The following is a 15,636-nucleotide window of genomic DNA, read 5'->3' as shown; positions in this document are numbered from 1 at the left end:
CGGCAAACGCGCATGCCGTACGGACGGTGATACTCAGCGGTCTTCTTCCCATTGCGGCACCCAGCCCGGCACGCGCTTCTCGAGAAACGCGGTCATTCCCTCCAGCGCATCGTTGCTGGCGCGACGCGCCGCCAGGCGGGTGGCCGTGTCTTCCATCAATGCGTCGTCGATGTCCGCGCCGGCCACGTCGCGCACCAGGCGCTTGCATTCGGCCACCGCCTCTGGCGAGGTCATCATGAACGCGCCCAGCAACTCGTTGACGAGCAGGTCCAGTTCGTCGGCCGGACTCAGTTCGTGCACCAGCCCCAGCCGCCAGGCTTCGGAGGCTTCGAACAATTCGCCGGTCAGGAACCAGCGGCTGGCGGCGCGCGCGCCGATGGCCCGCATCACATAGGGCGACACCATCGCGGGAATCAGGCCCAGCCGCGTCTCGGACAGGCCGAAGCGCGCCTCGTGCGAGGCCACCGCGATGTCGCAGGCCGCCACCAGGCCCACGCCGCCCGCCAGACAGGCGCCATGTACGCGCGCGATGGTGGGCTTGGGGCAGGTGTGGACCGTCTGCAGCAGCGCGGCCAACGCCAGCGCGTCGGCGCGGTTTTCGGCGGGCGGGGCGGCCGCGCTGGCACGCATGTGGTTCAGGTCGGCGCCCGCGCAGAATGCCTTGCCGCGCCCGGCCAGCACGATGGCGCGCACTTCCCCGTCGCGGCCCAGCTCATCGAACACCTCGGTCAATTCGGCGATCATGCGCGGATCCAGCGCGTTGCGCTGGTCCGGACGATTCATCCAGACTACGGCGGTCTGTGGGCCGTAGGCCACTTCCAGGGTTTGCAGCATGGCGGGTGTCCTGTACGAATCCATGAATCACCGGTATAGCACCGTCGGCAGCCACATGCCGATACCGGGAAACATGTAGAGCAGGAAAATCGCCACGAGCTGGATGCCCATGAACGGCATCATGCCCAGGAAGATCTGGTTCAGCGTCACGTGCGGAGGCGACACGCCCTTCAGGTAGAAGGCCGACATGGCCACGGGCGGCGACAGGAACGCCGTCTGCAGGTTCAGCGCCACCAGCAGGCCGAAGAACAGCGGATCGATGCCGAAGGCGTTGAGCAGCGGCACGAAGATCGGCATGAAGATCACGATGATCTCGGTCCATTCCAGCGGCCAGCCCAGCAGGAAGATGATGACCTGCGCCAGCAGCATGAACTGCAGGGGCGTGAGGCCCAGCGACAGCACCCATTCCTCGATGATGCGCTGTCCGCCCAGCAGGGCGAACGCCGCCGAGAAGATGGACGAGCCGACGAACAGCCAGCACACCATGGCGCTGGTCTTGGCCGTGAGGAACACCGATTCCCTTAGTACCGGCAAGGTCAGGCGCCGGTAGGCCAGCGCCAGCAGCGCGCCGCCCATGGCCCCCATGGCGGCGGCTTCGCTGGGTGTGGCCAGGCCGAAGGCGATCGAGCCCAGCACCGCGGCAATCATCACCGCCAGCGGGAAGAACGAGCCCAGCAGCATCTTGAAGATTTCCAGGCGGGCCCAGGTCAGCAGTCCGTAGAACGCTGCGAGCACGGCCACGCACACGCCCAGGAAGATCCAGAAGCCCTGCGGCGCGGCGGGACGTTCTTCATCGACGCCCGTGTCCGCGGCGGCCTTGGCCGCGGCCGCGCTCGTGCCCGCGGGCTCGGCAGCGGCGGCGGGACGCGGCGTGCCGGGCGGCTCGGCCAGTCCGCCCTCGACCGGCGGTTCGGCGAGGCCGCCTTCGACCGGCGGTTCGGCCAGGCCGCCTTCGAGCGGCGGTTCGGCGAGACCCGAATCGAATCCACCGGAGCCCAGCTGCAGCTCGGCCGGAATGTCGTAGACCTCGTCGGGTTGCGTGACCGCGCGGTGCACCGTGCCGGCCAACGCGAAGATCACCAGCAGCGGCACCAGCGCCAGCACGAGGTTGCGGGACACGTAGCCGCGTTGCACGCCCGCCGGGCGCCGCCCGCCGAACAGCGCGGCCAGCATGCCGGGCACCGCGTTGCGCGGTCCCGAGGCGGCCAGGGCGGCGCTCTGCGGCGGCAGGGCCACGCCGCGTTCGTTCTCGGGCAGAGGCGGCGCCATGTCGGGCCGCAGCTTGGCGATGAGGATCACGTACAGCATGTACAGGGCGGCCAGCATGATGCCGGGAAACAGCGCGCCGGCGTACAGCTGCACCACCGACGTGCCGGTGGTGGCGCCGTACACGATCAGCATCACGGACGGCGGCAGCAGGATGCCCAGGCAGCCGCCGGCCGTGATGGCGCCGGCCGTCAGCCGCACGCTATAGCCCGCCTTCAGCATGGCCGGCATGGCCAACAGGCCCATCAGCGTGACCACGGCGCCGACGATGCCGGTGGCGGTCGCGAAGATCGCGCACGTCGCCAGCGTGGCCACGGCCAGCGCGCCCGGCACGCGCGCCAGCGCCAGGTGCATGGAGCGGAACAGCTTTTCGATCAGGTTGGCGCGTTCGACCAAATAGCCCATGAACACGAACAGCGGGATCGAGATGAGCGAGTCGTTGGTCATGGTGGCGTACGTGCGCTGCACCATCAGGTCCAGCGTCTGTCCCAGTGACCGTCCCGCGTCCGCGCTCTGCATGTAGTAGGCGAAGAAGGTGAACAGCACGCCCATGCCCATCAGCGTGAAGGCGGTCGGAAAGCCCAGCATGATGGCCACCACGATCAGCGCCAGCATCAGCAGGCCGATGTGTCCTGTCTCCAGACTGCCCCACGGCGTGAGGAAGGCGATCATCATCAGCACCAGGCCGATGCAGGAAAGGCCGAACCACAAAGCCTTGTTGATCTTCATCGGGCATGCTCCCCGTTGGTGACGTAGCGGTCCAGCTTGGCGATGTCTTCGTCTTTCACTTGCACCATTTCCTTGAGCTTGTCGACGTCGACTTCCTCCACGTCCTCTTCGCGGGACGGCCACGCGCCGTGCTGCAGGCACAGCACGCAGCGCAGGATCTCGGCGATACCCTGTACCAGCAGCACCGCGCCGGCCAGCGGGATGAAGGCCTTGAAGGGATAGATGGGAGGTCCGTTGGCCATCAGGGACGAGTGCTCGCGGATGGCGATGGAATAGCCGGCGTAGTACCAGCCGGCCCAGACCAGGGCCACCACGCCGGGGATGAAGAACACGATGTACAGCACGAGGTCCAGCGTGGCCTGCACGCGAGGGGGCAGGAAGCCGTACAGGATGTCGCCGCGCACGTGGCCGCTCTTGGCCAGGGTGTAGGCGCCGGCCATCATGAACATGATGCCGTAGTACATCATCTGCATGTCGAAGGCCCAGGCGCTGGGCTGGTTCAGCAGGTAGCGCGCGGCCACCTCCCAGCAGACGTGCAGGGTCAGCACGACGATCAGCCACGCGAAGGCCTGGCCGACCCACGTCGAGATGCTGTCTATGAAGCGTATGAATCGAATCATCGGACGTCCTGGTGAAGACGCGGGATCGCACCGCGCGCGACGCATGGCGTGCGGCTGGGGGCGAGCAGGGCAGGGGGGCTATGCACGCAGCGGCAACGTGCGCCGGTCCGCGCGCCGCGGCCGCCCGTCCGTGCGACGGCACGGACGGCGTGTGGCGGACGGAACCGAACGAGGCCTACGCGGCCTTGTTGCTGCGCGTGAAGTAGTGGTTGAAAGCCATCCGGTAATTGACCATGGTGTCGCCCTGCCAGCGGCCCGTGCGTTCGGCGAAGGCGCGCTGCGAATCCAGCACCTTCTTGAACAGCGGGTTTTCGGCCGAGCGCTTGGCGATCATGTCGTCCCAGATCTTCAGCTGCTGCTGCAGGATGGAGTCGGGCGTCTTGTAGAACTTGACGTTGTGCTCGGTCTGCAGCTTGATGTAGTCCTGCGAGTAGCGGTGCGCGGCTTTCCAGGACATGTCGGCGCTGCTGGCCTGCGCGGCGTAGCGCAGCAGGTGACGCAGGTGTTCGGGCAGGCTGTCGTACTTGGCCTTGTTGAACATGATCTCGAACTGTTCGGCGCTCTGGTGGAAGCTCTGCAGCATGCAGACCTTCGACACGTCGGCGAAGCCCAGCGAGAGGTCGGACGAGGCATTGTTGAACTCGGCTCCATCGAGCAGGCCGCGGTCCAGCGCCGGCACGATCTCGCCGCCGGGCAGGGCGTTCACGGCCGCGCCCATGGCGCTGTACATGTCGATGGCCAGGCCCACGGTGCGGAACTTCAGTCCCTTGACGTCTTCGACCTTGGTGATAGGACGCTTGAACCAGCCGAAGGGCTGGGTAGGCATGGGGCCGTACATCAACGACACCACGTTCACACCCATGGCCTTCTGGATTTCCTGCAGCAGCTCCTTGCCGCCGCCGTACTCGTGCCAGGCCAGCAACATGTTGGGGTCCATGCCGTATGACGGGCCCGAGCCCCACAGCGCCACCGCGGTGTTCTTGCCGTACCAGTAGGCCACCACGCCGTGGCCGCCATCGAGCGTGCCGGCCGACACGGCATCGAGCAGGTCGAAGGCCTTGACCACCGCGCCAGCGGGCAGCACTTCGATCTTCAGTTGGCCGCCCGCCATGTCGTTCACCTTCTTGGCGTAGTCGGTGGCGAATTCGTGGAAGATGTCGTTGGCGGGCCAGGTGCTCTGGAAGCGCAGGCTGACGGGCGTTTGCGCGCTGACGATGGCCGGGAATCCCAGCGCTGCGGTGCCCGCGACCGCCGTGGCGCCGGAAATGAACTTCCGGCGTGATTGCGTAACGTGTTGCATGGTGTGTTGTCTCCTGATTGGACTACATGGACCAGCTTGTTGTTACTGCTTTCTGTTATGCGAGACGTGCTGCGGGCGCCTCGTGCGAACCCGGTTTTTATCGATGCATTGAAGCAATGGGTCATCGCACGGAGATTAAACCTGCCTGAATTAATCCTGACAATCAAAACGGCGTCCGGAATAACCCTAGCCGCAGCATGTTTTGCGTTGTCGGCATGTGAGTGGATGCGGTTGCCGGTTTTGGGTGGGCCTTCGTTTTGTGTTCTTCTGGCGCCGCATTCGTACCTGCGAAGTTTCGTCCTCGCGCACAAGCGCTGCGGGCGCGACTTCTCCGGCACGAATGCGGCTCGGAGCAACGCAATGCGAAGGTCGTCAAACTCGCCGTTCGACACTGATGAATCAAATGCGCGGCCAGGGATGCGACGCCAGAATTGCTGCGCCGCAAATCGTTCGGCCTTTTTGACGCTACAACGATTTCACGAACGCGAATATCGCCCATATCGCCGATGCTCGAATCGGACACAGTGAATGAGGTAATTCGAACGACGGAACTGGAGAAACTCGAGTCTGGGCCATGGCGGAGGGTTCGCGCCCGCAGCGCGGAGCGCGAGGACGAGAATCCGCAGTCATGGCCCAGGCGCGCAAGAACTCAACTCGCCGCCACGAATTACGACACTCGTTCCACGCGTCGCGACCCACCCCGAAGCAGCGCCCGACATCCCTCCTTGCTACACTGTTGTGTTTCGCCCCGCGGAAAGAGTACGCCTGCAATCGCGCGCTCGCGACAATCCGCCCGGGCCCAACGGCGTCCCCAACCGCATGGCCGACGCCCAGCCACATTCCAGCATCGTGATCTCCACTGCCAATCTCACCATCCAGTTCGGTCCCAAGCCCCTGTTCGAAAACGTCAGCGTCAAGTTCGGAGAGGGCAACCGGTATGGCCTGATCGGGGCCAACGGGTCGGGCAAGTCGACCTTCATGAAGATCATCGGCGGCGACCTCGAACCGTCCAGCGGCAACGTGTCGCTGGAGCCGGGCGTGCGCCTGGGCAAGCTGCGCCAGGACCAGTTCGCATACGAAGACGTGCGCGTGCTGGATGTGGTGATGATGGGCCACACCGAGATGTGGGCCGCCATGTCCGAGCGCGACGCCATCTACGCCAACCCCGAGGCCAGCGAAGACGACTACATGCGCGCGGCCGACCTCGAGGCCAAGTTCGCCGAGTACGACGGCTACACCGCCGAAGCGCGGGCCGGCGAGCTGCTGCTGGGCCTGGAGATCGCCGTGGACCAGCACAACCTGCCCATGCGCGAGATCGCGCCGGGCTGGAAGCTGCGCGTGCTGCTGGCCCAGGCGCTGTTCTCGAATCCCGACGTGCTGCTGCTGGACGAGCCCACCAACAACCTGGACATCAACACGATCCGCTGGCTGGAAGACGTGCTCAACGGCTACCAGAGCACGATGATCATCATCAGCCACGATCGCCACTTCCTGAACCAGGTGTGCACCCACATGGCCGACCTGGACTTTCGCGAACTGCGCGTGTATCCGGGCAACTACGACGACTACATGCTGGCCTCGACGCAGGCCCGCGAGCGGCTGAACGCCAACAATGCCAAGGCGAAGGAGCGCGTGGCCGAACTGCAGGATTTCGTGCGCCGCTTCTCGGCCAACAAGTCCAAGGCTCGCCAGGCCACCTCGCGCCTGAAGCAGATCGACCGCATCAAGGCCGAGCAGGTCGAGGTGAAGCCTTCGTCGCGCCAGAACCCTTATATCCGCTTCGAGCAGGCCAAGCCCATGCACCGCCTGGCAGTCACGGTGGAAAACCTGTCCAAGTCGTACGACGCGCCCGTCATCCGGAATTTCTCGGCCATGATCGAGGCCGGCGAGAAGATCGCCATCATCGGCGCCAACGGCGTGGGCAAGACGACGCTGCTGCGCCTGCTGGCCAACGACCTGGAGCCCAGCGGCGGTACGGTGAAGTGGTCCGAGAACGCCGACCTCGGCTACATGGCGCAGGACGTGTCCGACCAGTTCCTGCAGACGGACATCAACCTGTTCGACTGGATGACCGATCATCGCCAGCCGGGCGACGACGACCAGGCCATCCGCTCGGCCCTGGGCCGCCTGCTGTTCTCCAGCGACGACCTGCCCAAGGCCCCCAAGGTGCTCTCGGGCGGCGAAAAGAACCGCATGACCTTCGGCCGCCTGATGCTGGGCCGCCACAACGTCATGCTGCTGGACGAGCCCACCAACCACCTGGACATGGAGTCGATCGAATCGCTCCAGTTCGCGCTGGAAAAATACCAGGGCACGCTGATCTTCGTCTCCCACGACCGCGAATTCGTCTCCGGCCTGGCCACCCGCGTCATCGAAATCCTGCCAACCGGCGAAATCGTCGACTACCGGGGTACGTACGAGGAATACCTTGCGTCGCGCGGGTTGTCCAACTGACGAGCAGATCTGTTCGTCGGGGGATCGTTGTGTCTCTGGGCGGATATTTGAGTTCTTGAGCGCCCGGTGCATGACTGCGGATTCTCGTCCTCGCGCTGGCGCGCTGCGGGCGCGAACCCTCCGCCATGCACCGGGCTCAAGCCTTCCCATACCCCCGGGTCCATAGTTCATTGGATCCCTGTCCGCTGCAGCTTATTCGCCATTGAATCGCGCGCGGATAAAGGGGAAGGGGGTTGGATTCCTGCGGATCTGAATTGTTGTGAGCCGCGGCCGTGCCGGAGAAGTCGCGCCCGCAGCGCGCCCAGCGCGAGGACGCGACTTCGCAGGTACGGCCGCGGCGCCAGAAGAACGCAAACCTCCGACAGCAATCAAAAACCTAGCTCTATATTTCTAAAAGCTATTAAAACATTCGATAAATATAGTTCGGATTCATATGAACGTTAAGTAGAGTACGCGGTGCCTTACTTCGTCCATTGCGTAGCCCTGCCCATGAATCTGACTTTCGACCACGTCCACAAGAGCTTCGGCTCCCTTCAGGTAGTGGATGGTTTTTCCAGCGAGTTCAAGACCGGAGAGCTGGTCGCGCTGGTAGGTCCCTCGGGCTGCGGCAAGTCGACCCTGCTGCACCTGGCCGCGGGCCTGGAAAAAACCTCGCAAGGGCGTGTGCTGGCCGATGGCCAACCCGTGCAGGGTCCGCATCCCAGCCGCACGCTGGTGTTCCAGGAACATGCGCTGTACCCCTGGCTGACCCTGCGAGACAACGTCTCGCTGGCGCTGGAATTCCAGCGCGTTCCCAGGTCGCGTGCGCGCCAGCAGGCGGTGGCCTGGCTGGAACGCGTGGGCCTGGGCGGCTTCGAGAACTACTATCCCCACCAGGTTTCGGGCGGCATGCGCCAGCGCTGCGCGCTGGCCCGCGCCTTCATCGCGCAGCCGCAGACGCTGCTGATGGACGAGCCGTTCGGCGCGCTGGACGCGCTGACGCGCCTGAGCCTGCAGGACGTGCTGCGCCAGCTGATCCAGCAGGAAAAGCCCACGGTGCTGCTGGTCACGCACGACGTGGACGAGGCGCTGTTCCTGGCCGACCGCATCGTGGTGTTCAGCCCGCGCCCCGCGCGTGTGCTGCGCGAGTTCAACCTGGCGCATCACACCAAGACGCACGATCTGTCCGGCCTGGCCAACGAAAAGCGCGAGATCCTGCGCCTGCTTGGCATCGCCGTCGACGATCATGGCGGACAGCCCGCGCACGGCGACGCCGCGCTCACCGCCTGACGGCCCGCCGCCACCGGACTTTCGTCTCCCCATTCAAGCATCCGCACGCCGCCACCCGGCATGCCCATCCATCACCCTGGAGTCCCCATCATGAAGATCAAGCATTGGCTGTCCCTGTCGTTGGCGGGCGCGCTGCTGGCCGCCGCCCCGGCCATGGCCGCCGAGAAATTCCGCGTCGGCTACCTGCGCGTCATGGACGATGCGCAGGCCATCGTGGCCCAGGAAGGCGGCTATTACCAGAAGGCCGGCCTGGACACCGAACTGGTCGAGTTCAAGTCCGGGACTGACCTGATCAAGGCGATCGTCGGCGGCCAGCTGGACATCGGCGTGCTGGGCTTCACCAACGCCGTCGCATGGGCCTCGAAGGGCGCCGACCTGAAGGTGGTGGGCGGCGCGCAACAGGGCTATCACTCGCTGGTGGTGCGCGACGATTCGGGCATCAAGGACATCGCCGGCCTGAAGGGCAAGACGCTGGCCTCGCAAAGCGAAGGCAGCACGGCCGACGTGGTGTTCAAGGGCGTGGTGCTGAAGCAGGGCAACCTGAGTGCCGAGGACGTCAACATCATGGGCGTCAGCCCCGCCGTGGCGGTGCAGTCGCTGGTGGGCAAGCGCGTGGACGCGGCCTTCCTGTTCGAGCCCTACGACCGCATCGCGCAACTGGTGGCGCCGGTCAAGCAGATCTATGAGGTGGGCCAGTCGTGGCCGTTCCCGTGCATGGTCGTCATCACCTCGGGCGAAGTGCTGGCCAAGCGCAAGGATGCCGTGTGGAAGGCGCTGGACGCCCAGCACCAGGCCATCGAACTGCTGCAGCAGAAGCCGAACGACGCGGCCAAGCTGATCGCCTCGTACTTCATCGCCGAGCCCACCCTGAAGACGCTGACGCGCGGCGAGCTGCCCCGCGAGACCGTCATCAGCGAAGCCATCAGCACCCAGGTGTTCACGCCCAAGCTGACCGACAAGGACACCGCGCGCATGCAGGAGATCGCGGACATCCTGCAGGCCCAGGGCGCGCTGAAGACGCGTGACGGCAAGCCGTACGACGTATCCAGCATCGTCGACCTGTCGTGGCAAGAGGCGCGCAAGCTTTGAGCGCTTCCACTCGCGTCACCGGCGCACGCAAGTACCTCGCCGGAGTATTGGGCGTCGCCTTCATTTTCCTGCTGTGGCAGTCGGCGGCATGGGTGCTGCCCGACTTCCTGATGCCGGGCGTGCCGGCCGTGATGGAGCGCCTGGCCGAAGAGGTGTCGAAGGACTCCTTCCACCAGAGCCTGTCCGGCACGCTGGGCCGGCTGGGCATAGGCTATGGCCTGGCGCTGGCGGCCGGCGTGGGCTTCGGCCTGATCGCCGCGCTGCTCTACTTCTTCCGCGAAGTGCTGCGCAGCGCCATCGTCATCCTGCAGGCCATTCCGTCCATCGCCTGGGTGCCGCTGTTCCTCATCGTCATGGGCTTCGGCAACGCGCCCATCATCATCGTGGTGGCGCTGTCGGCATTCTTCCCGGCCGCTCTCAGCGTGATGAACGCCACCGAGTCGGTGCAGCGCGTGCACGTGTCCGCGGCCCGCGTCATGGGCGCCACGCCGTGGGACCTGGTCAAGCGCGTGTACCTGCCCGCCGTCATGCCCGAACTGATCACCGGCGCGCAGCTGGCATTCGGCAACGCCTGGCGCGCGCTGATTTCGGCCGAGATGCTGATCGGCTTCGGCAAGGGCCTGGGCCGTTCGCTGGCGTACTCCGGCGAGATCGCCGACATGACGGGCGTGATGGCCAACATCCTGGTCATCGCCGTGCTGGCCGCGCTGATCGACCAGTTCGTGCTCGAGCGCCTGAAGCATCGGCTGCTGCGCTACCAGTACGTCTGAGGCGAAAGGCATGGCGCGCGCGCGATTCGTCAAGGGCAGGGCCGGCGGCCGCCGCGTGTTCGCGGCTGCCTTGCTGGTCTTGGCGTTGGCCGGCGCAGCCGAGCCGGCGACCGAGGCCGCGCCTACGCCTGCCGATCGCACCGCCGACAACACAGATTCATCCGCCGCGCCATTCCTGCGTGCGCGCGCACGCGGCACGCTGGTCATCGGCATACCGCATCTGGCGCCGCCACCCGCGCCCGGCGCCAAGATACGCACGCCGGAACGCCTGGATACTCCTGTCGCCGAGCGACTTGGTGCGGCGTTGGGCCTGCCCGTGACGCTGCGCCAAGTGGCGCCCGGCGAGGCGGCCGCACTGTTGGCCGCGGGTGAGGTCGACGCGGTGCTGGCCGACCAGGTGGAGGGCCAGTCCGCTGCGGGTGCACGGGCACCCGACGTGGCGCGCGTGCCCACCGGCTATGTCGTGCGGCCGCAGGCCGTCATACGCAGCGATACGCCCATGCGACGCTGGCAGGACGCGGCCGGGCGCAGCGTCTGCATGGCCGGTGCGGCCGCGCACGCGCAGGAACTGGCCGCCCGATGGGGCGCCAAGGTGCGGACATTCCGCGTGCCGTCCGATGCGCTGGTGGCCGTGCGCGAAGGCGCTTGCGACATCGGCATGATTGACGACGCCGTCTGGGCGCCGTTGATGCGCTTTCCCGAATGGAAGAATTTCTCGGCCACCTTGCCGCTGGACGGCCCTCTCGCCGAACGCGTGTGGCTGGTGGCCGGACAGGGCGGCCAGGCCGAGTGGCTGGAACGCCAGATGCGCCAGTGGCGTCGCGACGGCGCCTGGAAGACCATGACGGACCAGTGGGCGCGCGACGTGGCGTTCGACGTCTACCTGGACCAGGAAGTGCCCGACTGCCACGGCTGAGTGCGCCACGTTCGACGCCGACCCGCTAATGAAGGCGTGGTATGTCGCGGTTCTCCGCGCTCGCCGCCGCTTACAATCCGCGCCATGACCCACACGCTGGCCGCCCTCTGCACCCACGAAGAAGAAATCAAGAAAAGCCGCTTCCTGGCTTTTGCGGGGCCAGCAGCTTCGATCGACGAAGCCATGGCCCTGATCGCACGGCATAGCGACCCGGCCGCCACGCACAACTGCTGGGCCTACCGCATCGGCAACGAATACCGCAGCAACGACGACGGCGAACCTGGCGGCACGGCTGGCCGCCCCATTTTGCAGGCCATCGATGGACTGTGCCTGGACCGCGTGGCCGTCCTTGTGGTGCGCTGGTATGGCGGCATCAAGCTGGGCGCGGGCGGCCTCGTACGCGCCTACGGGGGCTGCGCAGCCAATTGCCTGCGGCAGGGAGAGCGCGTCGAACTGATCGACACCGTCGCCGCCTGGTGCCGGTGCGATTTTGCGGACCTGCCTCTCTTGCGGGCAAGACTGGCGCAGGCGGGAGCTGTGGTCGAGTCCGAGAACTTCGACGAGCGCGGGCCGGAACTGGTCCTGCAGGTGCCTCGGTCGCAGTTGTCGGAGCTGGAACAGGTGGTGGCCAACGTGACGCGCGGGCGCGGGGATTGGCGGATTCACGATGACAGGCAGTGAATTTGCCGTACGGACGCTTAGCCGTTGCGTGGTTCGTCTGAAGGCGTAGCCGATCGGTTGCCAGGCGTCTGGGGCGGGTCAGTCAGCTGAGTCGGTGAGGTATCTGGGTTCTTGCGCGCCTGGTCCATGACTGCGGATTCTCGTCCTCGCGCTCCGCGCTGCGGGCGCGAACCCTCCGCCATGGCCCAGGCTCAAGACATCTCGATGCCTCGCAGACCAAGCATCACTGTCACGACACTCCGGGACAATGATCGTGTGACCGCCGACGGTGCGCCATGGCACTGAACGGCCAGTGGTCTGCGCGGCCGACCCCGCTACGAGAGGTGACTGCCGCATTGCGTTGCGAGAGGCGACCGCCGCATTGCGTGGATCTGAGCCGCGCCCGTGCCGGAGAAGCCGCGCCCGCAGCGCGGCGCGCGAGGACGGGGCTTCGCAGGTACGGGCGCGGCGCCAGAAGAACTCAATCGCCATCGCCCGCACGCAGCGACGCGGCGCCAGAAGAACTCAATCGCCCGCGCGCCGGCCGTCACGCGCACGCGCCCCGTTCCTTCACCCGACGGTGCTGTCGCCGCCCGCCCCGTCAGACTTCGCGCGCGCGTCGGCGATGTCCTTGTGTACCTGCGCCATGTCCACTTCCTTTACCTTGGTCAGCAGTTCGTTCAGCTGTCCCGCGCTCAACGCGCCCGGCTGCGAGAAAAGCAGCACCTGTTCGCGGAACACCATCAGCGTGGGAATCGAACGGATGCCGAGCGCACCGGCCAGTTCCTGCTCGAGGTCGGTGTTGACCTTGGCGAACGTGACGTCCGTGTGCTCGGTGGCGGCCTGCTCGAACACCGGCGCGAAGCCCTTGCACGGGCCGCACCAGGGCGCCCAGAAATCGACGATCAGCGTGCCGTCGGGGGAAATGGCATCCTGGAAGGAGTCCTTGGTCAGTTCTACGATGCTCATAAAGCCTTCCTTGCCGCGCCGGGGCGCGGAGCTTGCAGGCCGGTGGGGGCCGGCCTCGGTTGAGCGCGGCGGACTGCGGCGCGCCGCGCTAGGTGCCGCAACCGGCGTGCCTGCCCGGTGCGGTGCATGATGAAAAAGGGGCGACAACGCGCACCGACGCCGCCACGCGCATTGCCCCGCAGGCGCGCGACGCCAGCGCGACGCTCAGGCTGCCTGCGCCGCGGGCGCGCCTTTCAGTGACGCCACGATCTCGTACGAACGCAACCGGTCTTCCAGGCTGTAGAAATCGGAGACGATCATCACTTCGTCCGCCTCGGTCTGCGCGATGAGCGCTTCGAGTTTCTGCCGTACGGTTGCGGGGCCACCCACGATGGAGGCGCCCAGCTTCTGCTGCACGGCCTGGCGTTCCCACTCGTTCCAGTGGCCGTCCATGCTGTCCACCGGCGGCTGCAGCGCCAGGCGGTTGCCGCGCACCAGCGACAGGAACTTCAATTGCTGCGTGGTGGACAGGCGGCGCGCCTCTTCGTCGGTCTCGGCGGCGATGATGGGCACGCCGATCATCGAGTACGGCTTTTTCAGCGTGTCCGAGGGCTTGAACAGGTGGCGGTACAGGCGCATCGCCGCCATGCCTTCGGGCGAGAAGTGGCCGGCGAACGAAAACGGCAGGCCCAGTTCGGCCGCCAGCCTCGCGCTGAAGTCGCTGGAGCCCAGCAGCCAGATGGGGATGCGCCATAGTCCTTCGCCGGGAATCGCCCGCACCTGCTGGCCCGGCTGCGCCGGCTCGAGGAAGGCGCGCAGTTCGTCCAGCAGGGCGGGGAACTCTAGGCCGCTGCGCGGCCCGCGGCGCAGCGCGTGCTGCGTGGCCCCGTCGCTGCCGGGCGCGCGGCCCAGGCCCAGGTCGATGCGGCCGGGGTACAGGGTTTCGAGGGTGCCGAACTGTTCGGCGATGATCAGCGGGGCGTGGTTGGGTAGCATCACGCCGCCCGAGCCCACTCGCAGCGTGCTCGTGTGTCCGGCGACGTGGCCGATGAGTACGGCCGTGGCGCTGCTGGCGATGCCGGTGATGTTGTGGTGCTCCGCCAGCCAGAAGCGGTTGTAGCCGAGTTTCTCGACGTGCTGCGCCAGCGCGACCGTATTGCGGAACGCGTCCGCGATGCTGCCGCCCTCGACGATGGGGGCGAGGTCGAGCACGGACAAGGGCACATTGGCCAGGACGCTCATGAATACCTCTGCAAAAAACGTGCGGGGCATGACGCCCCGCCTGTTACGTATATGGAGAGTGTATCGGCGAATTCAACCACGGACCGCAGCAACCTTGCAGCCTTCCGGGTCGATAGGCTGAGTATATGAAGGGGATGGGCGCGCCCAACGGCACGGCCTGGCGCCCGATCCCTCGGCCGAACGGCACGAACCCGATGTATCGGCCCGCACCTATTCCGGAAAGAATGCGAACCGTACGACGAACAGCGCCGCCACCAGCCACGTGGCCGGATGCACCTCGCGCACGCGCCCGGTGCAGGTCTTCAGCACGGCATAGCTGATGAAGCCGAACGCCAGGCCATTCGCTATGGAATACGTGAACGGCATGATCAGCGCGGTCAGCGCGGCCGGCGTGGCCTCGGATACGTCGTCCCAGTCGATGTCGATGAGCTCGCGCATCATCAGCCCCGCCACGTACAGCAGCGCGGGCGCGGTGGCGTAGGCCGGCACCGAGCCGGCCAGCGGCGAGATGAACAGCGCGGCCAGGAACAGCAGCGCCACCACGAGAGCGGTCAGCCCGGTGCGGCCGCCGGCCTGTACGCCCGACGCGCTTTCGACATAAGCGGTGGTGCTGCTGGTGCCCAGCAGCGAGCCGCCCACGATGGCCGTGCTGTCCGCGAACAGCGCGCGGCCCAGGCGGTTGGGGCGGTCTTCGGGGACCAGCCCGGCACGCTTGGCCACGCCCATCAGCGTGCCGGTGGCATCGAACACTTCCACCAGCACGAACACGATGATCACATGCAGAAAGCCGGTGTGCAGCGCGCCCATGATGTCCAGCTGCAAGAACGTGGGCGCCAGGCTGGGCGGCGCGGCGAACACGCCGCGGAACTCGTTGTAGCCCAGCAGCATCGACAGCACCGTGACCGCCAGCACCCCGATCAGGATGGCGCCGCGCACGCGCAGGGCATCGAGGCTGGCGATGATGAAAAAGCCCAGCACGGCGAACAGCGGTCCCGGCTGGCGCAGGTCGCCCAGCGCGACTTTGGTGGCGGGGTGGTCCACCACGATGCCCGAGCTGGACAGCGCGATGATGGCGAGGAACAGGCCGATGCCCGCCGCGATGGCGCTGCGCAGCGAATGCGGGATGCCCTTGATCAGCCAGGCGCGCACGCCGGTCAGCGTCAGCAACAGGAAGATAACCCCCGAGATGAACACCGCCCCCAGCGCCTGTTCCCACGTGTAGCCCATGCCCTTGACCACGCCGAACGCGAAGAAGGCGTTCAGCCCCATGCCGGGCGCCATGCCGATGGGCCAGTTGGCCACGAACGCCATCACCAGCGTGCCCAGCGCCGCGGCCAGGCAGGTGGCCACGAACACCGCGTTGCGGTCCATGCCGGTGGACGCCAGGATGTCGGGATTGACGAAGATGATGTAGGACATCGTCAGGAACGTGGTGATTCCGGCGATGATCTCGGTGCGCACGGTGGTGCCGTGTTCGCGCAGGCGGAATAGCTTCTCTAGCATGTGGTCAGGTCCCCTTCGTTCCTGGTGATGTTTGGC

The 15,636-nt window shown here is 66.4% G+C and carries 13 protein-coding genes; 6 read left to right on the top strand and 7 right to left on the bottom strand.

The window, feature by feature from the left end:
* Nucleotides 1–33: 33 nt before the first annotated feature.
* The 4 genes from CAL15_RS14155 to CAL15_RS14140 all read right to left on the bottom strand — a co-directional run bounded on the left by CAL15_RS14155 (nucleotide 34) and on the right by CAL15_RS14140 (nucleotide 4,749).
* On the bottom strand, nucleotides 34–834 hold the full coding sequence (locus CAL15_RS14155; RefSeq protein WP_086079187.1) for an enoyl-CoA hydratase/isomerase family protein: 801 nt from the start codon (nucleotides 832–834) through the stop codon (nucleotides 34–36).
* A 27-nt stretch (nucleotides 835–861) separates the two neighbouring features.
* Entirely contained in the window at nucleotides 862–2,829 is a 1,968-nt protein-coding gene (locus CAL15_RS14150) for a TRAP transporter large permease (RefSeq protein ID WP_086079186.1), read from the bottom strand.
* The gene (locus tag CAL15_RS14145; RefSeq protein WP_086079185.1) at nucleotides 2,826–3,449 is read right to left on the bottom strand and encodes a TRAP transporter small permease subunit; all 624 of its coding nucleotides are present in this window, start codon (nucleotides 3,447–3,449) and stop codon (nucleotides 2,826–2,828) included. The genes CAL15_RS14150 and CAL15_RS14145 overlap by 4 nt, the downstream gene beginning before the upstream one ends.
* Before the next feature lie 175 nt (nucleotides 3,450–3,624).
* Complete coding sequence (locus CAL15_RS14140) at nucleotides 3,625–4,749, bottom strand: TRAP transporter substrate-binding protein (RefSeq protein ID WP_086079184.1); 1,125 nt, start codon at nucleotides 4,747–4,749, stop codon at nucleotides 3,625–3,627.
* An 849-nt stretch (nucleotides 4,750–5,598) separates the two neighbouring features.
* On the opposite strand from CAL15_RS14140, the gene CAL15_RS14135 reads away from it, so the two are divergent.
* From CAL15_RS14135 to CAL15_RS14110, 6 genes are all read left to right on the top strand, one after another.
* Nucleotides 5,599–7,203: an ABC-F family ATPase gene (locus CAL15_RS14135; RefSeq protein WP_157666743.1), complete on the top strand. Its 1,605-nt coding sequence runs from the start codon at nucleotides 5,599–5,601 to the stop codon at nucleotides 7,201–7,203.
* A 489-nt stretch (nucleotides 7,204–7,692) separates the two neighbouring features.
* On the top strand, nucleotides 7,693–8,472 hold the full coding sequence (locus CAL15_RS14130) for an ABC transporter ATP-binding protein (protein ID WP_086079182.1): 780 nt from the start codon (nucleotides 7,693–7,695) through the stop codon (nucleotides 8,470–8,472).
* A 90-nt stretch (nucleotides 8,473–8,562) separates the two neighbouring features.
* A complete protein-coding gene (locus CAL15_RS14125) occupies nucleotides 8,563–9,561 on the top strand; it encodes an ABC transporter substrate-binding protein (protein WP_086079181.1) in 999 nt (332 codons plus the stop codon).
* Complete coding sequence (locus CAL15_RS14120; protein ID WP_086079180.1) at nucleotides 9,558–10,331, top strand: ABC transporter permease; 774 nt, start codon at nucleotides 9,558–9,560, stop codon at nucleotides 10,329–10,331. Before CAL15_RS14125 ends, CAL15_RS14120 begins: the two co-directional genes overlap by 4 nt.
* Nucleotides 10,332–10,341: 10 nt before the next feature.
* The gene (locus CAL15_RS14115) at nucleotides 10,342–11,247 is read left to right on the top strand and encodes a transporter substrate-binding domain-containing protein (RefSeq protein WP_086079179.1); all 906 of its coding nucleotides are present in this window, start codon (nucleotides 10,342–10,344) and stop codon (nucleotides 11,245–11,247) included.
* An 84-nt stretch (nucleotides 11,248–11,331) separates the two neighbouring features.
* Nucleotides 11,332–11,928, top strand: a complete 597-nt coding sequence (locus tag CAL15_RS14110) for an IMPACT family protein (protein WP_086079178.1) — start codon at nucleotides 11,332–11,334, stop codon at nucleotides 11,926–11,928.
* A 549-nt stretch (nucleotides 11,929–12,477) separates the two neighbouring features.
* On the opposite strand, the gene trxA is transcribed toward CAL15_RS14110, so the two are convergent.
* The 3 genes from trxA to CAL15_RS14095 all read right to left on the bottom strand — a co-directional run bounded on the left by trxA (nucleotide 12,478) and on the right by CAL15_RS14095 (nucleotide 15,600).
* Nucleotides 12,478–12,876 (bottom strand): thioredoxin, encoded by a 399-nt coding sequence (trxA, locus tag CAL15_RS14105; RefSeq protein ID WP_086079177.1) that lies wholly within the window; start codon nucleotides 12,874–12,876, stop codon nucleotides 12,478–12,480.
* A 204-nt stretch (nucleotides 12,877–13,080) separates the two neighbouring features.
* Nucleotides 13,081–14,097: an LLM class flavin-dependent oxidoreductase gene (locus tag CAL15_RS14100; RefSeq protein WP_086081097.1), complete on the bottom strand. Its 1,017-nt coding sequence runs from the start codon at nucleotides 14,095–14,097 to the stop codon at nucleotides 13,081–13,083.
* Nucleotides 14,098–14,307: 210 nt separating this feature from the next.
* Nucleotides 14,308–15,600, bottom strand: coding sequence for an NCS2 family permease (locus CAL15_RS14095; RefSeq protein ID WP_086079176.1), 1,293 nt, complete (start codon nucleotides 15,598–15,600; stop codon nucleotides 14,308–14,310).
* Between the last annotated feature and the right edge of the window lie 36 nt (nucleotides 15,601–15,636).

It is taken from the genome of Bordetella genomosp. 13 (genome assembly GCF_002119665.1).
GTDB lineage: Bacteria > Pseudomonadota > Gammaproteobacteria > Burkholderiales > Burkholderiaceae_B > Bordetella.
Note: the sequence above shows the minus strand (reverse complement) of the source record. Positions and strands in the feature narration are given on the sequence as shown.